This is a genomic window from Janthinobacterium sp. HH106 (assembly GCF_001758725.1).
In the GTDB taxonomy this organism is placed as follows: Bacteria; Pseudomonadota; Gammaproteobacteria; order Burkholderiales; family Burkholderiaceae_D; genus Janthinobacterium.
Map to the genome: position 1 here is coordinate 145,580 of NZ_LRIC01000012.1, position 24,129 is coordinate 169,708.

A 24,129-nucleotide genomic window follows, 5' to 3' on the forward strand; every position below is an offset into this window, starting at 1 on the left:
TTAGGCGGCCAGGCGTTTCATGGCGGGTTTGCCGGCGTTCGCGGCGCCGCCCTTGCCGCCGGGCATGGCGACGCGGCGCGGTGGCGGCATCTTGCCGAAATTGAACAGGCTCACGGCTTGCGACAGGCTGGCTGCTTCTTCCGCCAGGCGCGTGGCGGCCGCGGCGGCTTCTTCCACCAGGGCCGCGTTCTGCTGCGTCACCTGGTCCATGTGGGCGATGGCCTGGTTGACCTGGTCGACGCCGATGCTCTGCTCGCGCGAGGCGATGGAAATTTCCTGCATGATCGCCGTCACCTGCTTGACGGAGCTGACCACCTGTTCCATGGTGGCGCCCGCGCGGTTCACCTGCAGCATGCCGGCGCCCACCTTGCCGACGGAAATTTCGATCAGTTGCTTGATGTCCTTGGCCGCCACGGACGAGCGCTGCGCCAGGTTGCGCACTTCGCCCGCCACCACGGCAAAGCCCCTGCCCTGCTCGCCGGCGCGCGCCGCTTCCACGGCCGCGTTCAGGGCCAGGATGTTGGTCTGGAAGGCGATGCCTTCGATCAGGCCGATGATGTCGACGATCTTCTTTGACGAGGTGTTGATGTCGTCCATGGTGGTGATCACTTCGGAAACGATCTCGCCGCCCTGCACCGCCACTTTCGAGGCGGCCACGGCCAGTTCATTCGCCTGCACCGAGTTGTCCGCGTTCTGTTTCACGGTCGACGAGAATTCCTCGATGCTCGACGCCGTCTCTTCAAGGCTGGCCGCCTGCGATTCCGTACGGCCCGACAGGTCCATATTGCCGACGGCGATTTGCTTGGTGGCCACGGCCATGGTTTCCACGTTGATGCGCACGTCGCGGATGGTGGCGATCAGGTTGCTGTTCATCTGTTGCAGGGCGCGCAGCAGCTGGCCCATTTCATCCGTGCTGTCCGTTTCAAAACTGCCCGACAGATCGCCGGCGGCAATGGCCCGCGCGCCGTTCAGGGCCTTGCCCAGCGGCTTGAGCACGGACATGCGCAAGGTGTACCAGAGGAAGACGTTGATCAGGAAACCGAACAGGGTGGCGCCGAAGATGGCGTAATTGGTGATCTTGCCGCCGCTGGCGAACAGGCTGATGATGCACACCAGCAGCTGCAGGCAGTTGACGATGGAGGTGGCGGCCCAGATGCGCAGGTTGAGCGACATGTGCGTCAGGTTGTGCAGCAGGTGCGCCAGGCCCGGGCGCACGATCTGGCCATGCTTGATGACGATGTTGCCGCCTTCCTTGTTGCGGATGGCCGCGTAGGCTTCCTCGGCCGCCTTGACCTGGTCCTTGTCGGCCTTCACGCGCACCGACATGTAGCCGATGGTCTTGCCCGCTTCGCGGATGGGCGTGACATTGGCGCGCACCCAGTAAAAATCGCCGTTCTTGCAGCGGTTCTTGACCAGGCCCGTCCAAGGTGTGCCGGCCTGAATCGACGCCCACAGGTCGGCAAACGCCTCGGCCGGCATGTCCGGGTGGCGCACGATGTTCTGGGGCGAACCGAGCAGCTCTGCCTCGCTGAAGCCGCTGACCTGGCTGAAGTACGGATTCACGTAGACGATATTGCCGTTCATATCCGTTTTCGACACGATGGCCTGGTCGTCCTGGACGAGGACTTCACGGTTAGTCACTGGCAAATTTTGTCGCATGGTCGCGGCTTCCTGGTCGGTTAAATGAGCAATTGGTAAGTAAGACTTGCACGATTGCAAGAATGGAGATCAGTGTAAGGAGTCGCCTGCGCAAATTTATTGATGTAGATCAAAATCCTCCAGATTGGCTCGGGTAATTTGCCGCAGCTCTCAAGCCAGTCCCATTTCGTCCCGGCAGCTTTTCGTTTATAGTGCCAAATTGGCTATTTCTTTTGCTAAGCTGCACTATTTTCCAGAGCAGCGGTCCTTTTCAGGAGACGCATGGGTTTATTCGATTTTTTCCGCAGCCCTCCCTCGCGCGATGCCTTTGCGCAGATCGTCCTGCGGCAGATCGGCCAGGATGGCCTGGCATCCGACAGCCGCTATGAACGGGAACAGTTTCGCATCGTGTCGGGCAGCGACGACGGGCATGTTTTCAATCTGGACAATGCCTACCGCGACTATTGCGCCGCGCCGCGCAAGCAGCGTGCACACGTCGTGCAGCACTACCTGAGCATCTACTCGGCTCCCGGCGTGCCATCCAGCTTTGCCGACGCCCGCGCCAGCCTGATGCCCGTACTGCGCAGCCGCCGGCAGGGCGACCATCTGCGCCTGCTGGCGCAGACCGAGCCGCAGCGTCCGGCATTTGCCACTGCCTGCCAGGACTTCAGCGAGGATGCGGTCGTCATGCTGGCCTACGATACGGAAGCGAATATGGCCACCATCGGCCAGGCTACGCTGGCGCAGTGGGGCGTGACGTTCGAACAGGCGCTGGCGGCGGCCATGGACAATTTGCGCGACCGCACGGCGCACAGTTTCGTCGCGTTGGGCAACGGCTTGCTGCTGGGCGACTGGAACGACGCCTATGATTCTTCGCGCCTGCTGCTGCCGGACTTGCTGTACCGCGCCTGCGAAGGCGGCGAACCGCTGGTGATGGTGCCCACGCGCGGCCGCTTCCTGCTGGCGTCGTCGCACCATGCGGCGGGACAGCTGGCCATGGTGGCCCTGGCCGACCAACTGGCGCGCGACGAGGGGCGGCAGGTCTCGACCGCCCTGTATGGCGTGCGGGATGGGAAAATCGTCGCCTGCGAACCGGCCGATGCGGCCGTCGCCACGGCGCTGCGGCGTTTCCAGACGATCGTGCGCGCCGATCTCTACAACCAGCAGAAGGAAGAGTGGGAGCAACTCAACACGAGCACGGGCGAAGATGTCTTCGTCGCCAGCTGCCTGCTGATCGAACGGCAGCCGGGCGAGCGCGTCGTTTCCGTGAGCAGCTGGGCCCGCGACGTGCATACCTTGCTGCCGCGCACCGATGTCGTGGCGCTCGAGGTGCGCGACGAGCATGGCGAGCGCAGCGGCAGCAAGCTGCTGGCGTGGGACGAGGCGCAAGCCATCGGCGGCGGCCTGATGGAGCAAATCGATTGCTACCCGGTGCGCTACCGCGTGCGCGCGTTTCCCGATGCGCAGTGCGTGGCGGCGGCGCCGGCCTGCGAGCTCTGAAGCTGGCCGCTAATCCACGCCCGCCGTCAGCGGCCGCAAGCCGCCCACGGCGTAGCCTTGCGCATAGTCGATGCCCAGCTCGCGGATGACGGCCAGGGTGGCTTCGTCTTCCACGTATTCGGCCACCGTTTGCAGGCCCATCACGTGGCCCACTTCATTGATGGCCTTGACCATGGCGCGGTTGATGGCGTTGGTGGCGATGTCGCGCACGAAGACGCCGTCGATCTTCAGATAGTCGACGGGCAGGGCCTTCAGGTAGCCGAACGAGGAAAAGCCGCTGCCGAAGTCGTCGAGCGAGAAGCGGCAGCCCATGGCCTTAAGCTGGCGCATGAATACTTGCGCCTTGGGCAGGTTGGCGATGACGGCCGTTTCCGTGATTTCAAAACAGATTTGCTCGGGCGCAATCGCGAATTGCACGAACTGCTCGGTAATGTAGTCGTGCAAGCCCGTGTCGGCCAGCGACATGCCCGACAGGTTGACGGAATACAGGGCCGGTGCGCGGCGCCGGCTTTCGGCCAGCGCCTCGAGCGGCGGCAGGCTGTCGCGCACGCTTTCGATATGCGCGCAGACGGCGCGGATGACCCAGCGGTCGATGGGCAGCATCATGTCGTAGCGTTCGGCGGCGGGAATGAAGGCGCCGGGCAGTATCAGGTCGCCCTTGCTGTTGCGGATACGGATCAGCACTTCGTCGTGGTGTTCCTCGCGGTCGTGCAGGTGCACGATGGGCATGGCGTACAGGCGGAAATAATCGTGTGCGAACGCTTCGTTCAGACGCGAAATCCACAGCATTTCGCCGTGCCGCTGCGCCAGCATGACGTCCGATTCCTGGTAGACATGGATGCGGTTGCGGCCCTGCTCCTTGGCCAGGTAGCACGCCTGGTCGGCAGCGCTCAGCAGCTCGCTCATGGACTTGCTGTCCTGGTTGATTTCCACGATGCCGATGCTCACGCCCAGCTCGAAGCTGCGGTTATCCCAGGCGAAGCGGAAATCGCGGATGGACTGGCGCAGCTGTTCGCCGATCTGCCGCGCGTGATCGAGCGGGCAGTGGGGCAGCAGCACGCCCAGTTCGTCGCCGCCAAGGCGCGCCAGGATGTCGCTGTCGCGCATGCGCCCCTGCAGCATCTTGGCCAGCAGCTGCAGCAGCACGTCGCCGGCGCCGTGGCCGCAGGTGTCGTTGATGACCTTGAACTGGTCCAGATCCAGGTACAGCAGCGCATGTGTGTGGCCGTCCTGCTTGGCCGTGTGCAGGGCGCCGGCCACCAGATGTTCGAATTCGCGCCGGTTGATCAGGCCCGTCAGGGCGTCGTGCGTGGCTTGCCACGACAGCTGCTGGCTCAGCTTGCGTTCGTGGCTGACGTCGCGAAACACGACGACGGCACCGAGGATCTCGCCGTCGCGCGACCAGATGGGCGCGGCCGAGTCTTCCACGGCGATATGCCGCCCTTCGCGCGTGACCAGCTGCGCATGCGTGGAAATGCCGATGGCCTGGCGCTGGCGCAAGCACTTGATGGCCACGTGTTCGAGCGGCGCCCCCGTGTGTTCATCGACGAGCTTGAGGGTTTCCCAGATGTCCAGGCCCTGCGCCAGCTCGTTGCTCCAGCCCGTCAATTGCTCGGCCACCCGGTTCAGGTAGCGCGTCTTGCCCTGAGGATCGGTGGTGATGACGCCATCGCCGATGGAGCTGAGCGTCACTTCGGCCAGTTCCTTGCTTTCTGCGATCAGAAGTTCGCGCTCCATGTGCTCGGTGATATCCCAGATGATGCCCAGGGTGCGTTCGGGATGCCCGTCGGCATCCATGAAAATTTGCGCCTTGGCCGCCAGCCAATGTTCGCTGCCGTCGGGCCAGACGACGCGGTATTGCAGGGCGTAGCCTTCGCGCCGGCGCACGCCGTCCTGCAGCACGGTCATGACCTTGTCGCGGTCGCTGGCGTGCACGCAGTCGAGAAAGGCGCGAAATGGCTGCGTCAGCGCGCGTTCTTCCAGGCCCAGCAAGGCAGCGCCCTTGGCCGACCAGCTGACCGTGCCGTCGATGACCTGGCCATCGACGATGCGCGAATCCCAGATGGCCATGTGCGCCGCCTCCAGTGCCATCTGCAAACGTTTCTGCTGGTCGCCCATCATCCCCTCCCGACATGGATACGGAGATAGACGGGGCGGTGGCGTTTAAGTTCCCGGCACGTCCTGCGGTGCGAGCGGCGCGGCGCGCGCCACGTCGCGCACGTTCTTTTGCACGGCCACGGCGGCGAACAGGCTGAGTAAAAACGCCATGGCATAGAACCCTTTTTCGCTGTTTTGCAGGGTGGCGTTCCACAGGCCCACCGTCAGCAGCAGCAAGGCCAGCAGCACGGAAATCCAGCACAGGCCAAAGTAAATCCCCGTCACGGCGATGCCTTCGGCGCGGTCGCGCACGGATTTCTGCAGCGAGATGGCGGCGAACAGGCCGTACACGAGAATCGTGAAGTAATAGCCCTTCTCGTTGAGGGGCATGCTGGCGTTCCACAGGCCGGACAGGTAAGTGACGATGCCGATCAGCAATGCCGCCCAGGACGCGCCGATAAAGGCGCTGCTGGGGCGTGGGGCGGGGGAAGTCTGCATAAGGTCTCCATGGGCAGCGGGCGCCGCCGGCATGGCCGGGGCGGCAGGCACGGATGCGCCTGCCGCCTCATCAGACCAGAAAGTTTATTTGCTTGGCTTGATCATGCGCAACAAAGCGGACACGGCGGTGACGCCTGCCAGCACCAGGCCGCCGGCGATCAGGCCGGCCACCGCGTTGATCAGGCTGGGCGTGACGGCGGCCAGCACGGGGCCGATGCCGGCCACGCTGCCCACCGCTTCTTCCGCATGGTGCAGCATCGCGCTGGCCCACGGCCAGCCGTGCGTCAGGATGCCGCCGCCGACCATGAACATGGCCAGCGTGCCCACGACGGACAGGAATTTCATCAGTTTCGGCGCCGCCGATACCAGCATGCGGCCAAAGCCGCGCACGCCATCCATCAGCGCGCCCGCACCCTTGCGCGCGGACAAATAAAAGCCCGCGTCATCGAGCTTGACGATGCCGGCCACCAGGCCGTACACGCCCACCGTCATGATGATGGCAATGCCGACGACGACGGCCACCTGCTCGGCAAAGGTGGCCGCGGCCACGGTGCCCAGCGCGATGACGATGATTTCCGCCGATAAAATAAAATCGGTGCGGATGGCGCCCTTGATCTTGTCCTTTTCCAGGGCGACGAGGTCGACCTGCGGGTCGCGCAGCGCCTGCGCCAGCTCGGCCTTGTGGCTGTCGTCCGGATGCAAATACTTGTGGGCAATCTTTTCGAAACCTTCGAAGCACAGGTAGGCGCCGCCCACCATCAGCAATGGCGTGATGGCCCACGGCGCAAACGCGCTGATGGCCAGCGCGGCGGGCACGAGGATGGCCTTGTTCTTCAGCGAACCGACGGCGACGGCCCAGACGACGGGCAGTTCGCGCTCGGCGCGCACGCCGGCCACTTGCTGCGCGTTCAGGGCCAGGTCGTCGCCGAGCACGCCGGCCGTCTTCTTGGCGGCCACCTTGGTCATCAGGGAAACGTCATCGAGGATGCTGGCGATGTCGTCGAGCAGGGCCAGCAGACTGGAGCCGGCCATCTCAGCGCGCTCCCATGGTGGTGGCAGGGAGTCGTGGAGCGAGGAAAGTGTTGTTTTTCATGATGTTATTCTTGGTTGTACGGCAAGGAAGTGTGTGACTGCGATCTTACCTCAGGGCGGGCCGGCAAGGCCGCACCGACCGGGTTAAAATTGCTCATCGTCACCATTTTTTGGACACCGCATGCATTTCGCCACCTGGATCACCTTTGTCATCGCCGCTTCCATCATCGCCGTCTCGCCCGGCTCGGGCGCCGTGCTGTCGATGTCGCACGGCCTGTCGTACGGGGTGAAAAAGGCCAGCGCCACGATTCTGGGCTTGCAGCTGGGGCTGCTGGTGGTGCTGGGCATCGCCGGCGCCGGCGTCGGTTCCCTGCTGCTGGCCTCGGAGGTGGCGTTCAATATCGTCAAGACGGTGGGCGCCCTGTACCTGATCTATTTGGGCCTGTCGCAATGGCGCGCCAAGGTGGCCGTCACGGGCGACCTGCATGCCGACGCCGTGGTGCCTTCCATGGGCCGGCGCGTGCTGACGGGCTTTCTGACCAACGTGACTAATCCGAAGGGCATCATTTTCATGGTGGCGGTGTTGCCGCAATTTATCAGCCCGGCAGCGCCGCTGCTGCCGCAGCTGCTGATCCTGGCCGTCACCATGTGTACGATCGATCAGATCGTCATGCACAGCTACGCCTTCCTTGCCTCGTCGATGCAGCGCTTTTTCCGCGATGCGCGCGCCGTGAAAAAGCAGAACCGCTTCTTTGGCGGCTTGCTGATGGCCGTCGGCGCGGCCCTGTTCTTCGTCAAGCGGGGCAGCCAGGCTGCATCCTGAACGAAGTCAATATGCAAACATTTGTAAGCCCGCTTGCGAGGTCCGTCGAATGCGGATGTAATCGGTGGCAATCATCCCTGTAAGTCCTGCCTGGAGCGCTGCCATGCGTCCGACCCTGTCTTTCCCCTTCCTGCGCACCGTGTGCGCCGTGCTGCTGTCGTCGGCGTGCGCCTTCGTCCTGGCGCAGGACCCGCCCGCCCGCGTGGGCCGCATTTCCACCGTCGAAGGGCAAGTGCTGGTGCGCGCCGGCGATGGCGACGCGCAAAACGCCCTCTTGAACTGGCCTGTCACGACGGATAACCGCTTGAGCACCCTGCGCGGTGCGCTGGCGGAATTTCGTGTGGGCGCGGCCGCCGTGCGCCTCGATGGCGATTCCGAGCTGGAAGTGAGCGAACTCGATGACGACAGTTTCAAATTGCACCTCAGCTATGGCACGGTCAGCGTGCGCGTGCGCAACCCGGACGCGCTGCGCGGCTTCGAGCTGACCACGGCCCAGGCCCGTGTGATCCTGACCCAGCCGGGCTGGGTGCGCATCGAGGCGGGACGCCAGCCCGGCACCAGCGTCGTCAGCGTGCTCGACGGCGCGGCCGACGTGGATGGCGCGACGGGCAGCGTGACCTTGCGTGCCGGCAAGCGCGCCGAGTTGACGGACGAAGAATTGCGCACGGGCGCGGTGCAGCGCGTGGCGTTCGACCACTGGCCCGAAGCCTTGCCCGCCGCCGCGCCGGCCTTGCGCTATGTCACGGACGATACCACCGGCTATGAAGAGCTGGACCGCTACGGCGCCTGGCAGGAAGACGCACAATACGGGCCCCTGTGGCTGCCGAGCAGCGTGCCGGCCGGCTGGGCACCGTACAGCGACGGGCGCTGGACGTGGATCGCGCCGTGGGGCTGGACCTGGGTCGACAATGCGCCGTGGGGCTATGCGCCCTCGCACTACGGCCGCTGGGTGCTGCTGGGCCACCGCTGGGGCTGGGCGCCCGGCCGCGAGCGCGGCCGCGTGCCGTGGGCGCCGGCCCTGGTGGGCTGGGTCGGCGGCAACCATGGGCAGCAGCACGGCCAGCGGCCGGGACCCGGTATCGGCTGGTTCCCCCTGTCGCCGCACGACCGCTACGTGCCCGGCTACCGCGCCAGCGCGGACTATGAACGCCGCATCAACCGCGTGGCCGAGGGGCGCCGTTTCGTGGCGGGCGAACGCGAACGGCGCGAAGGCATGACCATGCTGCCCGGCGAGCGTTTTGGCGCCTCGCGCACGGTCGACGTGCCGCGCCGCAACCGCACCACCATGCCGCCGCCCGTCATGCAAAGCTTGCCGTTGAGCACCGCGCCTGCACCGGCCGACAACTGGCAGCGTCCCGTTGAGGCGCCGCGCGGCGACCGGGAGCCCCGGCGCGACTGGGGTAGCCGCCCTGGCCGCCTGCAGACGGACGACGGCCAGACGCACCTGGCGCCGCATCCCATGCAGCCGAACCGCCCGCCCGTGCCGGCCCAGCCGCAGCAGCCCCCCATGCCGGCGCAGCCCGTGATGCCGGCGATGCCGGTCTTGCCACCGGTGCATGACCATGTGGCCCGTCCCGGCTGGCGTGGCGAGGAGCGGCCCCGCGCCGACTGGCCCCGCGCCGAGCGTGGCCCCCGCCGCGAGGTGCTGCAGACGGCGCCGCCGCCATCTTTGCCCGCGCCGCCGCCGGTGGCACAGCCGCGCCCTGCGCCGCCGATGCCGGCCCCTGCCGCCCGTCCGCCCCAGGAAGCGCGCAGCGCCGAGCGTCCCAATCCGCCCCGTGAACGCAACAATGAGCGCAACATTGAGCGCAACAACGAGCGCGGCGGTCCCGGCCGCAATGGCCGGATGCAGGAAGCGGAGCGCTGACGGCCGTGCCGTCTGTCGCGCCGTATCGACGTTCAAGCCGCGAAATGCGCAGTTCGTCACATACCGGAGGTAAAGCCGCCGTGGTTTGGCTACAGTACGGCCACTGCTTATCCTCCAAGTGACAGCATCGACTTTTCCGGCTATTTTGTCCAAACGAAATAGTTTTCGCCAGCTTACCCAGCTGGCTTTTTTTTTCCGCGCCCCTGGGGCCATGGCGGCCGGCGCAGGCGCTGCCAAAGTTGGCTACAATACGCCTTTATGCAGCCGCCGCGCGATAAGCGCTGCCTGTTCTGACCGGCACTGATTGGATTTCCCATGCAAACCACCCCACCGACCGAAGTGACGATTCCTCCCAGCGAATCGCTGATCGAATACCCGAGCGATTTTCCCATCAAGATCATGGGTCCGACGCATGTCGATTTCGCGCCGACCATGCTCGAGCTGGTCATCAGCCACGATCCGACCTTCCATGTGGGCCGCATGGAAGAGCGTCCATCGGGCAAGGGCAATTACACGGGCCTGACCGTGACCGTGCGCGCCATCAGCCGCGAGCAGCTCGACGCCCTGTACATGGCGCTGTCGGGCCACCCGATGGTCAAGATCGTCATGTAAGCAAGGTGGGCGCTTCGCGTGCCTGGAAGGCGGCGATTTCTTCGTCCAGCCAGGCACGGAAGGCGTGCACGGGCCCGCGCTGCGCCGCAGCGGGCGGGCTGACCAAGTAATACGCGTCGGCGCAGGGCACCGCCATATCGAACAGGCGCACCAGCCGTCCCGCGGCCACTTCCTGCAACGCCACCACATGGCGCACCAGCGCCACGCCATCGCCATCGATGGCCGAACGGATCAGCATCGACAAATCCTCGTACAGTACGCCGCCCACGGGTTCAGCCAGCGGCAAGCCAGCCGCCGCAAGCCACGGCCGCCAAGGCTCGAGCGAGCGCAGCAAGGTCACCTGCGCCAGCGCCTCCGGCGTGGCCGGCAAGTTGCCGCCCCGGTAACGGGGGCTGCAGACCGGGTAATACACGTCGCCCATCAGCGGCTGCACCAGCAGGCCGGGATAATGGCCGCGGCCGAAGCGGATGCCCACGTCGATGCCTTCGCCTTCCAGGTCCTGCAAGGCGCCGCTCGTTTGCAGCACCACTTCGATGCCGGGATGGCGTTCGATGAAATGTCCGAGGCGCGGCGCCAGCCAGCGCGCCGCAAACGAGGGAATCGCGGTGATCGTCAGCCGCGTATTGGCAGGCGCAGGCCGCAGGGCTTGCGCCGCCGTGGCGATCTCTGTAAAAGCCTTGCCCAGCACCAGCGCGAATTGCCGCCCCTGTGGCGTGACCGTCACATGGCGGCCATTGCGCAGGAATAGCGGCAAGCCCAGCTCTTCTTCCAGCTTGCGCACCTGGTGGCTGATGGCGCCGTGCGTCAGGTGCAACTCCTCGGCCGCGCGCGAAAAATTGCCGTGGCGGGCAGCCGCCTCGAAGGCGCGCAGTGCTGAAAAATTCGGCAATCTGGACATGGCGTTTAATGTGAATAAAAGTAACTAGAACGTCGAATATAACTCGTTTTGTTAGCTTAACACGGCGCTTTATGATGAATCCTGTTCACTTATCCACAGGAAGGCCCGCCATGTCCCTCATTTTGTATGTCGACCGCAACCGCATCAGTCCGTACGCCCTGTCCACCTATGTCGCCCTGAGCGAAAAGCGGCTTCCCTTCACCGTCCAGGACGTCGACCTGGACGCCGGCGCGGCGCGTCAGCCGCCGTTCAGCGCCCTGAGCCTGACGCAGCGCGTGCCCGCCATCGACCACGACGGCTTTATCCTGACGGAATCGAACGCCATCGCCGATTATCTCGACGACGTCTTTGCCGCGCCCGACTATCCTTCCGTGCTGCCGCGTGATCTGCGCCAGCGGGCACGGGCGCGGCAGGTGCAGGCCTGGCTGCGCAGCGATCTGCTGGCGCTGCGCAACGAGCGCGATTCCACCGTCGTGTTCCACCCGCCCCGCGCGGACCATGCGCCGCTGTCGCCGGCGGCACAGGCCGCTGGCGCCAAGCTGCTGCAGATCGCGGGCGAACTGGTGCAGGGCGAGCATCTGTTCGGCGCCTGGAGCATCGCCGACACGGACCTGGCCCTGATGTTGTTGCGTTTGATCAAGAGCGGCCAGCCCGTGCCGCCTGCGCTGCGCGCGTATGCGCTGGCCCAGTGGCAGCGTCCTGCCGTGCGGCAGTGGCTGGCGAACGTGCCGTTGCCGCAACTGGCTTAGTCAGCAGCCACACGAGGGCAAAGGCGCCGCTGGCCGCCGCCGTCACCCACAGCAGCGGCTTTTCGCTGCCGTCCGTGATGGCGGCGATGACGGCGCCGCAGGCGGCCGTGATGGCCATCTGCACGAAGAAGAACAGGCCCGAGGCGCTGCCCGCCTGGGCGCCATACGGCTGCAGCACGGCCAGCTGGCAGGCGGGAATCGCCATGCCCACCGACACCATCACCAGCAGCATGGGCGCCACCAGCGACGCCACATGCTGTGGCGCCAACGTACCCGCCAGCAACAGGCTGGCCGCCCCCGCCACATTCAGCAGCACCGCCACGCCCAGCATGTGATCGGCGCCCAGGCGCGGTCCCAGCGCGCGGAACAGGCTCGAGCCCGCGATATAGCCGCTCACCGTCAGCCCGAACACCAGCGCATACGCGCCAGGCGACAGCTGCATGCCCCTTTGCAACAGCACGGACGATTCCGCGATGAAGGGGAAATACGTGCAATACACACAGCCGATGGCCAGCGCATAGCGCAGGAAATATCTGTCGCCCAGCAGGCGGCAGTACAGCGCCAGGGTATTGCCCTGTGGTACGACGCTGGCCGGCTTGGTTTCCGGCACCCAGGCGGCGATCAGCCACAGCGAAAGCGCACTCAGCAGGCACAGCACGCCAAACACGGCGCGCCAGCCGAGCGCCGCGTCGAGCACGCTGCCGGCCAGCGGCGCCAGGATCGGCGATAAACCCATCGCCATCGATATTCTGCCCAGCATGCGCGCCTGCGTGGCGGGGTCGAAGCGGTCGCGCACCATGACCCGGCCGATGATGGTGCCGCTGCAGCCGCCGAACGCCTGCAGCACGCGCGCGGCGATCAGCACGTGCACATCGCTGGTGAAGGTGCAGACGATGCTGGCGAGCACAAAAATGCCCGTGCCGGCCAGCAACACGGGTCGGCGTCCGTAGCGGTCGGCCAGCGGCCCGCAGGCGAGCATCGAGGCGGCGGAGCCGGCCATGAACAGGCTCAGGGTCAGTTGTAACTGGGCATCGCTGGCATGCAGGGCATCGGCCATGGCCGGCAGCGAAGGGAGATAGATGTCGATGCTGATGCGCGACAGGCAGACCAGCAGCAGCACGATGCCGCCCCAGGCCCATAAAGCGATGTGTTTCTGCATTGTTTTATACGATCCTTGCAAACGTGCGCCCCGCTGGCGCACCGGAACGGTGAGAGTAGGTTGGTTGTGGTGTAATGCGAAGTGCCACTCATCAGAAAACTTATTGGACCACTTGGACGATCATCATGCCGCGAGGAAAATCACCGCACGCCCTGGACTTGCCTCGTCCCACCAGCTGGCTCGACAAGGCGGGCGTCAACAAGCAGGATGGCGCGTATGAAGCGCTGCGCTCGGCCATCCTGACGAAGATGCTGCCGGCGGGCAGCCGGCTGCCATCGAGCCGCACCCTGGCCGAACGGTGGGAGTTGTCGCGCGGCACCATCGAAACCGTGTTCGACCGCCTGCACGCGGAAGCGTATGTGACGCGCGTGCCCGGTTCCGGCACGCGCGTGTGCGCCGTGGTGCCGGAGCGCTTTTTGATGGCAGGCTTCGGCGATACCGCCCCGGCCGCGCCGGCCAGCGTGCCCGCGCCTGCCTTGGACACGGGTGTGCGCGACGGCTTGCCCTTCGTGGCGCGGCGTGCCGACGCCAGCCTGTTTCCCATGGCTGCCTGGTCCAAGTGCGCCACGCGGGCGCTGGCGGCCGCCACGCCGGAGCAGCTGTGCAGCGCCGATCCGGCCGGCTTGCCCCAGCTGCGCCAGCAGATCGCCGACTTCCTCGCCAAGTACCGCGGCATCCGCTGCGACCCGCAAGATATCGTTGTCACGACCGGCATCCGCCACGCGATCGACTTGCTGGCGCGCGGCATCGTGCGCGATGGCGACAAGGTGTGCCTGGAAGAACCGGGGTACCCGGCCGCGCGCGCCCTGTTTGCCCTGGCCGGCGCCGTGCCCGTGGATATTGCCGTCGACGCCGAGGGCATCGATTGCGCCGCCCTGGCCGCGCACACGGACGCCTGCCTCGCGTACGTGACGCCGGCGCACCAGTCGCCGCTGGGCGTGACCATGTCCGTCACGCGCCGCCTGGCCTTGCTGGAATGGGCGAACGACAGCGGCGCCTGGGTGGTGGAAGACGATTACGACAGCGAATTCAATTACCACAGCGCGCCGCTGGCGGCCCTGAAGGCACTGGACCAGTACCAGCGCGTGATTTATTGCGGCAGTTTCAACAAGACCCTGTTTGCCGGCCTGCGCGTGGGCTTCATGGTGCTGCCGCCCGCCTTGCGCCCGCAGCTGCTGCGCATCGTGCAATTGACGGGCAGGTCCGTGGGCGTGACGGAACAGCTGGCGCTGGCCGCCTGGATGGAAGAAGGCGCCTTCGTGCGCCATCTGCGCCAGGCCAGGCTGGCCTACAAGGAGCGGCGCGACCTGCTGCTGGCCTGCCTCGAGCAGACGGCCCCCGGGCGTTACACGATTTCCGGCCAGCAGGCGGGCTTTCATTGCGTGCTGTGGCTGCCGCCCGATGGCGATGAACGGGCCTTTTGCGCGCGCGCGGCGCAGGAGGGTCTGGCGCTGCAGCCGCTCGGCGATTTTTGCCACAGCGCCAGGCTGGCGCCGGCCGTGCTGCTCGGTTACACGGCCTTGAGCCTGGCCCAGGTGCGCTACGCTGCACAAAAATTGGGCAGCTTGCTGCTGCCTTCTGGCAACGACGAGGCGCCCTTGGCTGAATGAAACGGCGGCCTGGCTTATAATCACGGCTTCGCCGCAGCGTCCGCAGGGCGCCGGCAGCTGATTACAGAATCTGTCATGACCACCACCCGCACCGAAACGGCGCTGATCCGCGAGCTGGGCCGCGTCGATTACGAGCCGACCTTTGCCGCCATGCGCGCCTTTACCGATGCGCGCACGACGGACACGCGCGACGAACTGTGGATCGTCGAACATCCGCCCGTATTTACTTTGGGCCTGGCGGCCGACCGCGGCCATCTGCTGGCCGGCGCCGAGAGTGTGCCCGTGGTGCAGACGGACCGGGGCGGCGAAGTGACGTTCCACGGCCCCGGCCAGGTGGTGATTTACCTGCTGATGGACTTGCGCCGCAACAAGCCGGGCGGCAAGCTGTATGCGCGCCAGTTCGTGCATAAAATCGAGCAAGCCATCATCAACGTGCTGGCGGCGTATAATCTCGCTGGCGAGCGCATCGATGGCGCGCCTGGCATCTATATTGCTGGCGGACCAGACAAGGGTGCGAAGATCGCCGCGCTGGGCTTGAAAGTGCGCGGCAACGGTTGCACCTACCATGGCGTATCGCTCAACGTGGCGATGGACCTGGCGCCGTTTTCCTGGATTAACCCTTGCGGCTATTCCGGCCTGAAGACGGTGGACATGCGCAGCATGGGCGTCGTGGCGCCGCTGGCCGAGGTGCAGCGGGCCCTGGCCCAGGAATTGACCGTATTACTCGATGTAAGCGAAGTAAACAGCGCCGCAGGCGCGCCTCAGGCAGCGGATGCCTGAGCAAACAAACCAACATGCCCGTCAAGGGCTTGCAGCCATGACTTCTGAGACCATTTCCAGCACCGCCCCCGCCGCTCCCGCCTACAACCCGAGCGAAAAGCAAAAAGGCGCCAGCAAGACTTCGCGCATCCCGATCAAGATCGTCCCGATCGAGCAGATCGAGCGCCTGAAAAAGCCGGACTGGATCCGCGTCAAGGCCGCTTCGGCTTCGACCCGTTTCTATGAAATCAAGGATGTGTTGCGCGAAAACAAGCTCGTGACCGTGTGCGAGGAAGCCAGCTGCCCGAACATCGGCGAGTGCTTCGGCAAGGGCACGGCCACCTTCATGATCATGGGCGACAAGTGCACGCGCCGCTGCCCGTTCTGCGACGTCGGCCATGGCCGTCCGGACCCGCTGGACAAGGAAGAGCCGGCCAACCTGTCGAAAACCATCGCCAAGCTGCGCCTGAACTACGTCGTCATCACCTCCGTCGACCGCGATGACTTGCGCGACGGCGGCGCCGGCCATTTCGTCGAGTGCATCCAGCAAACGCGCGCCCTGTCGCCGAACACCCGCATCGAAGTGCTGGTGCCCGACTTCCGTGGCCGCCTGGAAAAAGCCCTGGATCTGTTCAAGGATGGTTTGCCTGACGTCATGAACCACAACCTGGAAACGGCACCGCGCCTGTACAAGGAAGCACGTCCCGGCTCCGACTACATGCACTCGCTGAAACTGCTGAAGGATTTCAAGGCCATGTACCCGGACGTCAAAACCAAGTCCGGCATCATGGTGGGCCTGGGCGAGACGGACGAGGAAATCCTGCAAGTCATGCGCGACATGCGCGAGCACGACATCGACATGCTGACCATCGGCCAGTACCTGGCGCCATCGAACAGCCACCTGCCCGTGCGCCGTTACGTGCACCCGGACGTGTTTAAAATGTTCGAAGAGGAAGCCTATAAAATGGGCTTCACCCACGCCGCCGTGGGCGCCATGGTGCGCAGCTCGTACCACGCGGATGAACAGGCGCACAGCGCCGGCGTGGAATCGGCGCTGAATTTCTAAGCAGCTTGCGCCACATCAAAGCCGCCCGCGATAGCGTGGCGGCTTTTTTTTGCCTGATTGAGGTGATGTACAATATCCTGTACAATTATTGGCATGTACTTTCCATGGAGTGGTGGCACCGCATGAATATCCTGACTTTCAGCGAGGCGCGCGCGGGCCTGAAAAGCGTGATGGACGACGTCTGCAACGACCATACGCCTACGGTGATCACGCGCGTGAATGGCGAACATGTGGTGATGCTGTCCTTGTCGGACTACAACAGCATCGAGGAAACCCTGTATTTGCTGGGCACGGCAAAGAATGCCAGCCGGCTGATGGCGTCCGTGGCGCAGATCAAGGCGGGCAAGGCGCAGCCACGGGCATTGGCGCGGCATGAAAAACCGGAAGACTGAAAACAAGCAGCAGGCGCGCGCCGCCGTGCTGGCCTGGACCGATCATGCCTGGGAAGATTATCTGTTCTGGCAAGAGCGCGACCTGAAAATCCTGCAAAAAATCAATGACTTGCTCGATGAATGCCTGGCCGATCCGTTCAAGGGCACGGGCAAGCCGGAACCGCTGAAAGGCGACCTGACGGGCTTTTGGTCGCGCCGCATCGACCGCCAGCACCGGCTTGTGTATCTGCCCGACGCGGGCTGCATCTACGTGGCGGCCTGCCGTTATCACTATGATGACAAATAGGCATTGCCCAGCCGTACCGTAACGCGGTAACGAACGTGACGCGGCTATACTGATCAATGATGTTTTAAAAACATGATTGACGGGGGAGCCATGGACGTACGCATCGACGCATCGTGGAAGGCGCGGCTGGAGGGGGAGTTTGCCCAGCCCTACTGGGAGCGCCTGGCCGCCTTCGTGAAGGAAGAGTACGCGGCGGGGCCGTGTTTTCCTCCGGGTAAATACATTTTTCGCGCCTTCGACCTGACGCCGTTCGAGCAAGTCAAAGTCGTGATCCTGGGGCAAGACCCGTATCACACGCCCGGTGCCGCCATGGGGCTGTGCTTTTCGATTCCCGAAGGCACGCCGCCGCAGCCTAGCCTGCAGAATATCTTCAAGGAATTACACAGCGATGTGGGCGTGGCGCGCACGCGCACGGATTTGTCCGATTGGGCGCAGCAAGGCGTGTTCCTGCTCAACAGCGTGCTGACGGTGCGCGCCGGGGCGGCCGGTTCGCACGCGGCCAAGGGGTGGGAAAAGCTGACGGACAGCGCCATCCGCCACCTGTCCGCCGAGCGCGAACACCTTGTGTTCATCCTGTGGGGCGGCTATGCGCAAGCCAAGCGCACCCTGATCGACCCCGGCAAGCACCTGGTGCTGGCGGCGCCCCATCCATCTCCCTTGTCGGCCAGCAAAGGTTTCTTTGGCAGTAAGCCGTTCAGCCAGGCAAATGCGTATCTGCAGGCGCATCACCATGCCGAAATCAAATGGGGCAATGAATAATGGTGACATTTTGTCTCCAATAAGGGTTGCTTTGTCCCCATCATGTGCTATGCTCATTGGGATACCCGACGACACCCGAACAAACCCGACGACACGAGCTAAATAATGAGTGTGACTGAAGAACGCGGCCGTATTACGGCCAGGGTTTCCGGCTCAATTGCCGAGAAACTTCAAGAAGCGGCTGAGCTGACCGGCGCTACCTTGAATCAATTCCTCGTGCAAGCTGCATTGGAAAAGGCGGAAATGATCATCGATCGCGAATACCTGATCCGCTATTCCCGTCGTGACGCCGCCATGATGATCGATTTGCTGGAAAACCCGCAGGGGCCGAATGCGGCTTTGACGAAGGCTTTTGAAAATTATGCACAGAAAGTAGAGAATGGCGTACTTCGTGACAGCACTGAAAGCAATACATGATGTAACAAGGTTTCATTGCGGCACACCGGTATTGGATACGTGGTTGCAGACAATAGCAAGGCAGCATCAGCGGCATGGCGCATCGCGAACGTTCGTGCTGGTCGATGAAACTGATCCTACGGAAATTATTGGCTATTTTTCACTGGCGATTCGTACCATGACCCCCAAGGAGGCTATTCCCATCGCCATGATGAAGAAGTTGCCCAGCAACGTACCCGGCTTTACCTTGGCGCGGCTTGCTGTCGCGCAGCGGCATCAGCGTCGCGGCTTTGGCCGATTGCTGCTGGTAGCGGCCATGAAGCGTGTGCAATCGGTCGCAGCGGAGGTGGGCGGTTTTGCCCTGTTTGTCGATGCCAAAGAGCCGCAAGGCACGCAATTTTATCAACAGTATGGTTTCACGCCCCTCCCCGATGATCCGCTGACCATGCTGCTACCAATCGCCGATATTCCCCATTAAAACAGCATCCCGATAGACGCCACGAGATCGTTTCTTAACGGCAACCGACAGCGGCAGGCGTTGCTCCCTGCCGCTGTCTTCGCGCGTAACGGTGGTAACGGTTAAAAACTGGTCGACAGGCCGGCGTAGATGCTGCGGCGGGCGCCATACTGCGGCGCTCCCACGCCCACGCCGGAACCGTCGCGCAGCAAATACGACTTGTCGAACAGGTTGATCAGGGCCAGCCGTCCTTCCACCTTGCCCACCGGCGTGTTTTTCCACGTGTGCGTGAGCGCCGTGTTGACGGTGAAGTAAGCCGGCAGATGGCCGGAATTCGGTGCGCCATCGTCCGGCGTCATGCGCAGGCCGCTGCCGTAGAGGAAGTCAGCGCTCACTTGCGAATCGCCGAAGTGATAATGGCCGCCGCCCGACAGCGTGTATTTCTGGTCATGATCGAGGTAGACATAGTGGCTGCTGATGTAGTTCAACTCATCGGCGCCAAACAGGGCTTGCCCCGAATTGATGTTGCGGCCCTGCGCCTTTTGCGTGCTGGCGTTGAGGAACAGGCCCCAGTTTTTCTCGCTGTAGATGGCAGACAGCTCCAGGCCCTTGGCGTAGCCGTCCGCATAGTTGAACGGCGTCAGGATCAACGCCTGGCCGAACTGGCCTTCGTCGAGCAGATTGTTGATCTTTTTATAGTACACATCGGCCGTCACGGTCAGTTTTGAATTGACCTGGTGGCTGATGCCGATATCGTAGTAATGCGTGCGCTCGGCCTTGACGTTGTCGGACCGGCCGATTGCCGGCGCATTCGTCGTGTTCGCGTACAGGTCGATGCTGCCCTGGGCGGCCAGTTCTTGCGGCGGCGGCGTGAAGTAGCGCGAATAGCCGGCGTGCAGGGCCGTGCCCGGCGCGATCTGGTAAGCGAGGTTGACGCGCGGGCTCCATTGCTGTTCGCTCGTGTAGGCCGAGACCTTGTCGAAGCGGGCGCCGTAGTTCAGGGTCAGCGGTTTGCTGATATGCCACTCATCCTGCAGGTAGACACTGGCCAGGGTGCCCGTCTTGCCGCTGTTGTCCAGAATGCTGATCGGCGTGGTGGAAGTTTGCGCGCCGTCCATGGCGGGGAAGACGGCCACCGTGTTGTCGCTCGTCGTTTTCTGGCGCGTGTAGGCCAGGCCCGCGCGCACGGTGTGGTCCTGGTGCAGCTTGTAGCTGATGTCGAACTGGGCACCGGAAGCGCTGTTCGCGCGGCGCGAGTCCGAGGCCACGCCGTTGTAGATCAAGTCGCCGATGGCGTCGGGCGTGAAGTGCAGTTCCGAATACTGGTGGAAGGCCGACACCTGGTAATTGACGTCGCCCAGGCTTTTTTGCAGCGACAGCACGAGAAAACGGTTCACTTCGCGCTGGTTTTCATTCAGCTGCGAGGAAGGGATGCTGGACGTGCCCGCCTGCGCATCGCTGTGGCCGGCCAGCGAGAAGGCGGGCGCCTGGTCCGGGTTGTTCGGGATCTGGAAGCGGCCGTTATACGTGCCGAACATGGCGCCCAGGCGGGTGTTGTCATCGAGGAAATACGACAGGCTGCCGAACGATTTGTTCTGGCGCGTCTTGTCGTGCAGGGCGCTGCGCGTGGCTTGCGGGTTTTCCACGCCCAGGGCATTGCCCAGATAGCTGCCGGACAGGTAGTAATTGAACTTGCCCACGCTGCCGAAAAATTCGGCACTCGGCTCCACATGGTCGTGGCTGCCCACCATGATGCCGATGCGCCCGCCAGGACTCAAGCCGCCTTCCTTCGTTTCAATATCGACGATGCCGGCCGTGCGCAGGCCGAACTGGGCCGGCAAGGCGCCCGTCATGAAATCCGTCTTGTCGATCAATCGCGTGTCGATCGACTGGCCGAAGCCGCTGATGCTTTCGGGCAACTGCACGCCGTTGATGCGGTATTGTACGTTGGCATGGTCGTCGCGCACGTGCAGGGCGCCGGAGCCCTTTGAATCCTGCGACACGCCCGGCAGGCGCAGCAGCACTTCATTGAACGGCGTGTTGTCGCCCTGGCCCAGCATGTCGACCATGTGGCTGTCGATGCTGTAGATGGTGGTGCCGACCTTCGGCGACAGTTCGATGCGCGCGCTTTTCAGATGGGCGGAGGTGACTTCGACCTTTTGCATTTCCGGCGGGGCGGCATCCGTCGCGGTGCTGGCTTCGGCAGGCTCGGCGGCGTGAGCGGAAACGGTAAACAGGCTGGCAAGGGCGAGCGACAGCGCGCTCAGGCGTGGTGTGTGTTGCATGGTAAACCTCGAAAATAGTCAACGCCAGGCGGCCCGGCGCGCATCAAAGTGCGGCAAGGGGCAGCCTGAAAAGGATAAAAACAGCGTGGGAACTACAGTGAGGCGGCAGGCGGGCCGCGCACGGGCGGCAGGATCAGGGCGGCGACGGGCGCCAGGGTAGCGGGCGCGAGGGCCAGCAGGCGGTACGGCAGTAACTGGGCGGGCGGCTCGGCGATGGCCGGCGGCACGGCGATGTCGGCCACCTTGTCGATGACGGTGGCGCACAGCGCGCACTCTTCCGCGTCGAGCGTCGTCTTGTGCAGGTGCGAGGCGGCCGTCGACAGCAGGAACACGAGGGCCAGCGCACTGAACAGCGCCACGCACAGCCGCCACGGCGTGCGCGCGAGGGCGGACGCCGGGTAAGGCTTGCGGGATGGCTGGCGGGAAGACATGGGCGCATAGTAGCAAGAAAATCGCCGCCTTGTCAGCGCTTGTTGCGTCATTTGCGCCAGAGCGGGCTTACAAGGTGGCGCGCAGGTCGCGCGGCGACAGGCCGTAATGCTGGCGGAAACGGGCCGCGAAGCGCGAGGGCGAGGCGTAGCCGCAGGCGGCGGCGATGTCGCCGATGGGTAAGATGCCAGATTGTAATTCCTGCAAGGCCAGTCCCAGGCGCACGTCTTCCAGGATGGCGCGGAAGTGACGCTGTTCCAGGGCCAGCTGGCGGCGCAGGGTGGAGGCGCCCAGGTGCAGATGGCTGGCGACCTTGGCCACGCTCCAGTCGGCGCCCGGGTCCAGCAGCAGCACTTGCTGCACGCGCGGCCAGCGGATCGCGGCGGTCCAGCAACAGCGGGCCGCAATGGCCGCCCAGTGCCAGGGCCAGCAGCAAGCCTTCGGCCTGGTGCGCCAGCAGCGCGGGCGGTGTGCTGCTCGCCAGGCTGGCCGTCAGCTGGTCCCAGGCCAGTGCCGCGTGGGCATCGAGCGGCACGCACAGGCTGGCCGTGGCCGCCTGGCGCAGCTGGGTATCGACGAGGCCGCCATGGCGCGCGCGGAAACGGGCGATCAGGGCCGGCGAAAAACTCAGCACTTCCGCCCGATAGCCTTGCGCGTCAGGCAGGTTGGCTACGCCCAGTTCCTGTCCCGCCGGCATCATCACCACGTCGTGCGTGCCGGCGCGCGCCTGGCGCGCCCCCCATTCCAGCAGCTTGGTTCCCTGCCGCACGCGGCACAGGGCGCTCTGGAAGACGGGCACGCGGCGCAGGGTTTGCGCGCGGCGCGCTTCGATGGTGCCGTGGGCGATGCGCAGCTCGCTCAGGGCCACCGCTTCCATGTCATCTGCCATACAGTCCCGTCAGTTGTGCCTTGCCCAGCGCGTTGGCATTGAGCATGTAGCCCAGCATGGCGCCGCTGGCGTGCTGGTCCAGCGGCAGCTTGTCCGTTTTCAGCGCCCACACCGTGATCTGGTAGCGGTGGGCCTGGTCGCCCGGTGGCGGGCAGGCGCCGCCGTAGGCGCTATCGCCGTAATCGTTGCGCCCTTGTACGGCGCCGGCCGGCAGGGTGGCGGTTGTCGTTCCCGCAGGCAAGGACGTGGTGCTGGTCGGCACATTGAATACGCTCCAGTGCCACCAGCCGCTGCCCGTGGGCGCGTCCGGATCGTACAGGGTGATGGCGTAGCTTTTCGTGCCGGCTGGGGCATTGCTCCACGACAATTGCGGCGACAGGTTGCCGCCCGTGCAGCCGAAGCCCTGGAACACTTGCGCGCTCGCCAGGCGCTGGCCGGGGGCAATGTCGGTGCTGGTGACCGTGAAATCGGCGGCGTGCGCGCCCAGGTGCAGAGCGAGGCCCAAGGTGGCGGCGAAGAGGCGGGAGGTAGTCATGGTTTTCCTTTCGATAAGTATAGGGGAAAGTGTATGCCGTGCAATATTTACCCGCGATGCCGATGCGCTCGCTGATGGTGCCGAAACGCTCGTTTTATCCTATTTCCAACGTTCCCATGAGCGTGTTGTGCGGTTCCTCCCTTTCTTGATGCGCATGATTTTTACTGCGGGGCTTTCATGCTATCGTTTCGCAGCCCAAAATTTCCCCAAAGTTTCCATGTCACAACGCTCCAGCAAATGGTTGATCAGCAAACTGCACCTGTATGCGGGGCTATGGTTCGGCGCCCTGTTCGTCCTCTTGGGCTTGACCGGTTCCGCCATCGCCTGGATGCCGGAACTCGACGCGTATCTGAATCCGACCTTGTTGCAGGCGAGCACGCCCGCGCCCGGCCAGGTGTTCCAGGTGACGCCGCGCTCCTTGCAGGCGGTGGTGGATGGACTCGCGGCCGACCCCGCCTACGGCAAGCCGGCGCAGATCAATCCGCCCGCCGATGCGCGCGACGTGTACGTGGCCTCGTACCGCCAGGCCGGCAAGCCTTCCCCGTTCAGCCAGGCCATCGTGCGCCAGGTGATGGTCGACCCCTACACCTTGCAAGTCAAAGGCGAGCGCGACTGGGGGCGCTTCGGCCTCACGCGGCCATTGCTGATGTCGGGCATGTTTCATTTGCACCGCTATGTATTGTCGGGTGAGGTGGGCAAGACCATCACTGGGATTTCCGGCGTGATGCTGCTGCTGATGGCCCTGAGCGGCATCTACCTGTGGTGGCCGCGCCTGCAGTGGACGGCGATCCGGCGCGCCCTGACCGTGTCGCATGGCGGCTCCTGGCCCCGCTTCAACTACACCTTGCACAAGGCGGCGGGCTTTTTTGCCGCGCCCGTGCTGGCCGTGATCGCCTTTTCCGGCATCTATTTCAATTTGCCGCAATTGATCGTGCCGCTGGTGGACCTGGTGTCGACGGTGCCGGACACGGCAAAATTGAAGAATGTGGCGCGGGATGGCGCCCTGCTCGATGCGGGCCAGGCCATGGCCGCCGCGCAGCGGCTGTATCCGCAGGCGCGCGTGTCGCGCATCGTGCTGCCGGGCAAGAAGGACCAGCCGTACGACGTGCGCGTGCGCCAGCCCGGTGAAATCGCCCACGGCGACGGCGCCACGCGCATCACGCTGGACGCGCGCAGCGGCTTGCCCCTGCGCATACGCGATCCCTTGCGGGCGCCGGCCGGGGACGTCTTCCTGGGTTGGCAATTCCCCCTGCATTCGGGCCAGGCGTTCGGCGTGGCCGGGCGCGCCTTCATTACCGTCTTCGGTTTGATGCCCTTGCTGTTCCTGCTGACGGGCACCCTGGTGTGGTGGAAACGGCGGCGCGGCCGGAAATAAGGGGCCGCCAAACCGTTG

At 64.5% G+C, this 24,129-nt stretch carries 25 protein-coding genes; 15 read left to right on the plus strand and 10 right to left on the minus strand.

Annotated elements, in window-relative coordinates:
• The gene (locus JAB8_RS06735; RefSeq protein WP_070223242.1) at positions 1–1,659 is read right to left on the minus strand and encodes a PAS domain-containing methyl-accepting chemotaxis protein; all 1,659 of its coding nucleotides are present in this window, start codon (positions 1,657–1,659) and stop codon (positions 1–3) included.
• A 261-nt stretch (positions 1,660–1,920) separates the two neighbouring features.
• Between JAB8_RS06735 and JAB8_RS06740 the strand changes: the two genes are divergently transcribed.
• Positions 1,921–3,138, plus strand: coding sequence for a hypothetical protein (locus JAB8_RS06740; RefSeq protein WP_070288952.1), 1,218 nt, complete (start codon positions 1,921–1,923; stop codon positions 3,136–3,138).
• Between the two features lie 9 nt (positions 3,139–3,147).
• On the opposite strand, the gene JAB8_RS06745 is transcribed toward JAB8_RS06740, so the two are convergent.
• The 3 genes from JAB8_RS06745 to JAB8_RS06755 form a co-directional block, all read right to left on the minus strand.
• Positions 3,148–5,259: an EAL domain-containing protein gene (locus JAB8_RS06745; RefSeq protein ID WP_230504438.1), complete on the minus strand. Its 2,112-nt coding sequence runs from the start codon at positions 5,257–5,259 to the stop codon at positions 3,148–3,150.
• 42 nt (positions 5,260–5,301) lie between these two features.
• Positions 5,302–5,733: an inner membrane protein YiaA gene (gene yiaA / locus JAB8_RS06750; protein ID WP_070223239.1), complete on the minus strand. Its 432-nt coding sequence runs from the start codon at positions 5,731–5,733 to the stop codon at positions 5,302–5,304.
• 84 nt (positions 5,734–5,817) lie between these two features.
• Entirely contained in the window at positions 5,818–6,765 is a 948-nt protein-coding gene (locus tag JAB8_RS06755; RefSeq protein ID WP_070223238.1) for a DUF808 domain-containing protein, read from the minus strand.
• A gap of 181 nt (positions 6,766–6,946) precedes the next feature.
• Here JAB8_RS06755 and JAB8_RS06760 point away from each other — a divergent pair, with 181 nt between their 5' ends.
• From JAB8_RS06760 to JAB8_RS06770, 3 genes are all read left to right on the plus strand, one after another.
• The gene (locus JAB8_RS06760) at positions 6,947–7,588 is read left to right on the plus strand and encodes a LysE family transporter (RefSeq protein WP_070223237.1); all 642 of its coding nucleotides are present in this window, start codon (positions 6,947–6,949) and stop codon (positions 7,586–7,588) included.
• A gap of 103 nt (positions 7,589–7,691) precedes the next feature.
• A complete protein-coding gene (locus JAB8_RS06765) occupies positions 7,692–9,455 on the plus strand; it encodes a DUF6600 domain-containing protein (protein WP_070223236.1) in 1,764 nt (587 codons plus the stop codon).
• 315 nt (positions 9,456–9,770) lie between these two features.
• Positions 9,771–10,067 carry a DUF493 family protein gene (locus JAB8_RS06770; RefSeq protein WP_070223235.1) on the plus strand — a complete coding sequence of 99 codons (297 nt, stop codon included), beginning with the start codon at positions 9,771–9,773 and terminating at the stop codon, positions 10,065–10,067.
• Here the strand turns inward: JAB8_RS06770 and gcvA are convergent.
• Complete coding sequence (gene gcvA / locus JAB8_RS06775; protein WP_070223233.1) at positions 10,060–10,965, minus strand: transcriptional regulator GcvA; 906 nt, start codon at positions 10,963–10,965, stop codon at positions 10,060–10,062. The two genes, JAB8_RS06770 and gcvA, sit on opposite strands and share 8 nt — an antisense overlap.
• 110 nt (positions 10,966–11,075) lie before the next feature.
• Here gcvA and yfcF point away from each other — a divergent pair, with 110 nt between their 5' ends.
• Complete coding sequence (gene yfcF / locus JAB8_RS06780; protein WP_083287351.1) at positions 11,076–11,714, plus strand: glutathione transferase; 639 nt, start codon at positions 11,076–11,078, stop codon at positions 11,712–11,714.
• Here the strand turns inward: yfcF and JAB8_RS06785 are convergent.
• Positions 11,602–12,873, minus strand: coding sequence for a multidrug effflux MFS transporter (locus JAB8_RS06785; protein WP_070288954.1), 1,272 nt, complete (start codon positions 12,871–12,873; stop codon positions 11,602–11,604). The two genes, yfcF and JAB8_RS06785, sit on opposite strands and share 113 nt — an antisense overlap.
• A 125-nt stretch (positions 12,874–12,998) precedes the next feature.
• Between JAB8_RS06785 and JAB8_RS06790 the strand changes: the two genes are divergently transcribed.
• The 8 genes from JAB8_RS06790 to JAB8_RS06825 all read left to right on the plus strand — a co-directional run bounded on the left by JAB8_RS06790 (position 12,999) and on the right by JAB8_RS06825 (position 18,619).
• Positions 12,999–14,483 carry a PLP-dependent aminotransferase family protein gene (locus tag JAB8_RS06790; RefSeq protein ID WP_070288955.1) on the plus strand — a complete coding sequence of 495 codons (1,485 nt, stop codon included), beginning with the start codon at positions 12,999–13,001 and terminating at the stop codon, positions 14,481–14,483.
• Positions 14,484–14,558: 75 nt separating this feature from the next.
• Entirely contained in the window at positions 14,559–15,263 is a 705-nt protein-coding gene (lipB, locus tag JAB8_RS06795) for a lipoyl(octanoyl) transferase LipB (RefSeq protein WP_070223225.1), read from the plus strand.
• A gap of 37 nt (positions 15,264–15,300) precedes the next feature.
• Complete coding sequence (gene lipA, locus JAB8_RS06800; RefSeq protein ID WP_070223223.1) at positions 15,301–16,308, plus strand: lipoyl synthase; 1,008 nt, start codon at positions 15,301–15,303, stop codon at positions 16,306–16,308.
• Positions 16,309–16,430: 122 nt separating this feature from the next.
• Positions 16,431–16,700: a type II toxin-antitoxin system prevent-host-death family antitoxin gene (locus tag JAB8_RS06805; protein WP_070223351.1), complete on the plus strand. Its 270-nt coding sequence runs from the start codon at positions 16,431–16,433 to the stop codon at positions 16,698–16,700.
• The gene (locus tag JAB8_RS06810) at positions 16,681–16,986 is read left to right on the plus strand and encodes a Txe/YoeB family addiction module toxin (RefSeq protein ID WP_070288956.1); all 306 of its coding nucleotides are present in this window, start codon (positions 16,681–16,683) and stop codon (positions 16,984–16,986) included. The genes JAB8_RS06805 and JAB8_RS06810 overlap by 20 nt, the downstream gene beginning before the upstream one ends.
• Positions 16,987–17,076: 90 nt before the next feature.
• Positions 17,077–17,745 (plus strand): uracil-DNA glycosylase, encoded by a 669-nt coding sequence (ung, locus tag JAB8_RS06815; RefSeq protein ID WP_070288957.1) that lies wholly within the window; start codon positions 17,077–17,079, stop codon positions 17,743–17,745.
• 105 nt (positions 17,746–17,850) lie between these two features.
• A complete protein-coding gene (locus tag JAB8_RS06820; RefSeq protein WP_071650246.1) occupies positions 17,851–18,162 on the plus strand; it encodes a DUF1778 domain-containing protein in 312 nt (103 codons plus the stop codon).
• Complete coding sequence (locus tag JAB8_RS06825; protein WP_175444800.1) at positions 18,137–18,619, plus strand: GNAT family N-acetyltransferase; 483 nt, start codon at positions 18,137–18,139, stop codon at positions 18,617–18,619. The genes JAB8_RS06820 and JAB8_RS06825 overlap by 26 nt, the downstream gene beginning before the upstream one ends.
• Positions 18,620–18,720: 101 nt before the next feature.
• Here JAB8_RS06825 and JAB8_RS06830 read toward each other — a convergent pair whose 3' ends face one another.
• The 3 genes from JAB8_RS06830 to JAB8_RS29680 form a co-directional block, all read right to left on the minus strand.
• The gene (locus tag JAB8_RS06830) at positions 18,721–20,883 is read right to left on the minus strand and encodes a TonB-dependent receptor (RefSeq protein ID WP_070288958.1); all 2,163 of its coding nucleotides are present in this window, start codon (positions 20,881–20,883) and stop codon (positions 18,721–18,723) included.
• A 92-nt stretch (positions 20,884–20,975) separates the two neighbouring features.
• Positions 20,976–21,314, minus strand: a complete 339-nt coding sequence (locus tag JAB8_RS06835) for a hypothetical protein (protein WP_070288959.1) — start codon at positions 21,312–21,314, stop codon at positions 20,976–20,978.
• A 67-nt stretch (positions 21,315–21,381) separates the two neighbouring features.
• Positions 21,382–21,675 carry a helix-turn-helix transcriptional regulator gene (locus JAB8_RS29680; protein WP_217494203.1) on the minus strand — a complete coding sequence of 98 codons (294 nt, stop codon included), beginning with the start codon at positions 21,673–21,675 and terminating at the stop codon, positions 21,382–21,384.
• Between the two features lie 43 nt (positions 21,676–21,718).
• Here JAB8_RS29680 and JAB8_RS29685 point away from each other — a divergent pair, with 43 nt between their 5' ends.
• The gene (locus JAB8_RS29685; RefSeq protein ID WP_217494204.1) at positions 21,719–22,243 is read left to right on the plus strand and encodes a hypothetical protein; all 525 of its coding nucleotides are present in this window, start codon (positions 21,719–21,721) and stop codon (positions 22,241–22,243) included.
• Here JAB8_RS29685 and JAB8_RS06845 read toward each other — a convergent pair.
• Positions 22,191–22,736 carry a YbhB/YbcL family Raf kinase inhibitor-like protein gene (locus tag JAB8_RS06845; protein WP_070288960.1) on the minus strand — a complete coding sequence of 182 codons (546 nt, stop codon included), beginning with the start codon at positions 22,734–22,736 and terminating at the stop codon, positions 22,191–22,193. The two genes, JAB8_RS29685 and JAB8_RS06845, sit on opposite strands and share 53 nt — an antisense overlap.
• A gap of 217 nt (positions 22,737–22,953) precedes the next feature.
• Between JAB8_RS06845 and JAB8_RS06850 the strand changes: the two genes are divergently transcribed.
• Positions 22,954–24,111 (plus strand): PepSY-associated TM helix domain-containing protein, encoded by a 1,158-nt coding sequence (locus JAB8_RS06850; protein WP_070288961.1) that lies wholly within the window; start codon positions 22,954–22,956, stop codon positions 24,109–24,111.
• Positions 24,112–24,129 lie beyond the last annotated feature (18 nt).

Excerpts from the sequence above, each read along its gene's own strand:
- JAB8_RS06735 (WP_070223242.1), bottom strand. The coding sequence starts at position 1,659 with ATGCGACAAAATTTGCCAGTGACTAACCGTGAAGTCCTCGTCCAGGAC.
- JAB8_RS06740 (WP_070288952.1), top strand. The coding sequence starts at position 1,921 with ATGGGTTTATTCGATTTTTTCCGCAGCCCTCCCTCGCGCGATGCCTTT.
- JAB8_RS06745 (WP_230504438.1), bottom strand. The coding sequence starts at position 5,259 with ATGATGGGCGACCAGCAGAAACGTTTGCAGATGGCACTGGAGGCGGCG.
- yiaA (WP_070223239.1), bottom strand. The coding sequence starts at position 5,733 with ATGCAGACTTCCCCCGCCCCACGCCCCAGCAGCGCCTTTATCGGCGCG.
- JAB8_RS06755 (WP_070223238.1), bottom strand. The coding sequence starts at position 6,765 with ATGGCCGGCTCCAGTCTGCTGGCCCTGCTCGACGACATCGCCAGCATC.
- JAB8_RS06760 (WP_070223237.1), top strand. The coding sequence starts at position 6,947 with ATGCATTTCGCCACCTGGATCACCTTTGTCATCGCCGCTTCCATCATC.
- JAB8_RS06765 (WP_070223236.1), top strand. The coding sequence starts at position 7,692 with ATGCGTCCGACCCTGTCTTTCCCCTTCCTGCGCACCGTGTGCGCCGTG.
- JAB8_RS06770 (WP_070223235.1), top strand. The coding sequence starts at position 9,771 with ATGCAAACCACCCCACCGACCGAAGTGACGATTCCTCCCAGCGAATCG.
- gcvA (WP_070223233.1), bottom strand. The coding sequence starts at position 10,965 with ATGTCCAGATTGCCGAATTTTTCAGCACTGCGCGCCTTCGAGGCGGCT.
- yfcF (WP_083287351.1), top strand. The coding sequence starts at position 11,076 with ATGTCCCTCATTTTGTATGTCGACCGCAACCGCATCAGTCCGTACGCC.
- JAB8_RS06785 (WP_070288954.1), bottom strand. The coding sequence starts at position 12,873 with ATGCAGAAACACATCGCTTTATGGGCCTGGGGCGGCATCGTGCTGCTG.
- JAB8_RS06790 (WP_070288955.1), top strand. The coding sequence starts at position 12,999 with ATGCCGCGAGGAAAATCACCGCACGCCCTGGACTTGCCTCGTCCCACC.
- lipB (WP_070223225.1), top strand. The coding sequence starts at position 14,559 with ATGACCACCACCCGCACCGAAACGGCGCTGATCCGCGAGCTGGGCCGC.
- lipA (WP_070223223.1), top strand. The coding sequence starts at position 15,301 with ATGACTTCTGAGACCATTTCCAGCACCGCCCCCGCCGCTCCCGCCTAC.
- JAB8_RS06805 (WP_070223351.1), top strand. The coding sequence starts at position 16,431 with ATGAATATCCTGACTTTCAGCGAGGCGCGCGCGGGCCTGAAAAGCGTG.
- JAB8_RS06810 (WP_070288956.1), top strand. The coding sequence starts at position 16,681 with ATGAAAAACCGGAAGACTGAAAACAAGCAGCAGGCGCGCGCCGCCGTG.
- ung (WP_070288957.1), top strand. The coding sequence starts at position 17,077 with ATGGACGTACGCATCGACGCATCGTGGAAGGCGCGGCTGGAGGGGGAG.
- JAB8_RS06820 (WP_071650246.1), top strand. The coding sequence starts at position 17,851 with ATGAGTGTGACTGAAGAACGCGGCCGTATTACGGCCAGGGTTTCCGGC.
- JAB8_RS06830 (WP_070288958.1), bottom strand. The coding sequence starts at position 20,883 with ATGCAACACACACCACGCCTGAGCGCGCTGTCGCTCGCCCTTGCCAGC.
- JAB8_RS06835 (WP_070288959.1), bottom strand. The coding sequence starts at position 21,314 with ATGTCTTCCCGCCAGCCATCCCGCAAGCCTTACCCGGCGTCCGCCCTC.
- JAB8_RS29685 (WP_217494204.1), top strand. The coding sequence starts at position 21,719 with ATGGCCGCCCAGTGCCAGGGCCAGCAGCAAGCCTTCGGCCTGGTGCGC.
- JAB8_RS06845 (WP_070288960.1), bottom strand. The coding sequence starts at position 22,736 with ATGACTACCTCCCGCCTCTTCGCCGCCACCTTGGGCCTCGCTCTGCAC.
- JAB8_RS06850 (WP_070288961.1), top strand. The coding sequence starts at position 22,954 with ATGTCACAACGCTCCAGCAAATGGTTGATCAGCAAACTGCACCTGTAT.